Source organism: Chryseobacterium antibioticum, from assembly GCF_012927325.1.
Lineage (GTDB): Bacteria > Bacteroidota > Bacteroidia > Flavobacteriales > Weeksellaceae > Chryseobacterium > Chryseobacterium antibioticum.
Window position 1 is genome coordinate 1 of record NZ_JABBGI010000072.1, and the last position, 1,176, is coordinate 1,176.

The following is a 1,176-nucleotide window of genomic DNA, read 5'->3' on the forward strand; positions in this document are numbered from 1 at the left end:
TGGAACATCATCGAAACCCAACTGATCAAGACCAAAGTAATTTTATCATTGAGTAGTAATACTCGAATCGTGGACTTTAAGTCCACAAACCAAACCTATGGACTTTAAGTCCATAGTGGTTTAGTTACAGTTTTCGTTGTAATCGGTGATCACCTCTTCTACGATTTCCGGAACGTTGGACATCACATCATCGATCTGGCTTTTGATCAGTCTCCCAAGCCCTGATCTTTTCTTTTCATCATTTTTAAGAGAAGCATAAGAACCGCTTGTCAGTTTGCCTTTGGCATAGCTGCAGTCCGCAATGATTATTTTAGCTTTGGCTAAAGTCAGTTCCTCAATTTTCCCTCCTTTTTTAGAGTAGATATAAGATGGGGAGTTTCTCATTCTTTCCGTTTCCTTTTCGGCGACTTCGATCTGGCCTCCGGCAGAGAATGTAGTAGGGTAGCCGTATAGTTTATAAACTTTGATTTTACCGTCCTGTACCACTTCCGCGAATTGATTACTCTTTGTCAGGTTATTGAATGCTTTGATATTTCCGCTTAAACCTCCGGTTGCCGTATTGAAACCCTCTTTGGTATTGGTGTACTTAATCATTTCAAAATGCCTTTCCTCATTGTTTTCATCAAAGGCAACATATTCCTTAATGTCATCAGGATCAAGCGTCTTGAACTTCTGTTTCTTTTTAGACTTGTCGATATCAGATACGGCAACAAATTTCACCTTTTTCTGATTGCTCCACGGGTTCATGGCATCTCCGTTCAGTCTTACAATGCCTTCAACCTTTTTTCCCCCTTTATCGATGATATAGCCATATTTTTCATCAGTTCTCAGTTCATAATCCGTGTTGTCTTCCTGGGCATAAGCATTGAAAGATGTCAGGGTAAACAGACTCAATAGTAATACTTTCTTCATATAATTATCGTTTTTAACAATTTTTTGTAAATATAGCTTTTTATCGCTGAGTAAAGAATGGAAGAAGATACCACAGGGCAAACGCATCATAAATTAATTAATTTTTCAAGATACCTGTTATCCCATCCTGCTTTTAAGCGCTTTCCTCTAACACCGACTTTGAGCGTTTTCTCATTTTTCAAAAGATTGAGAGCTATTTTAGTAAGTACTGAAAAATTTTGTGCAGCATTGTCAGCTCTTTTCCTACTTTGGTCTTCTGAAAAA

At 37.9% G+C, this 1,176-nt stretch carries 2 protein-coding genes; both read right to left on the reverse strand.

Features of this window, described 5'->3' with window-relative positions; translation table 11 throughout:
- Positions 1-120: 120 nt before the first annotated feature.
- On the reverse strand, positions 121-912 hold the full coding sequence (locus HHL23_RS22345) for a hypothetical protein (protein WP_169236942.1): 792 nt from the start codon (positions 910-912) through the stop codon (positions 121-123).
- An 86-nt stretch (positions 913-998) separates the two neighbouring features.
- Positions 999-1,176, reverse strand: a 178-nt coding sequence (locus HHL23_RS22350; protein WP_394354166.1) for a transposase, incomplete at its 5' end; no start/stop codon positions are given.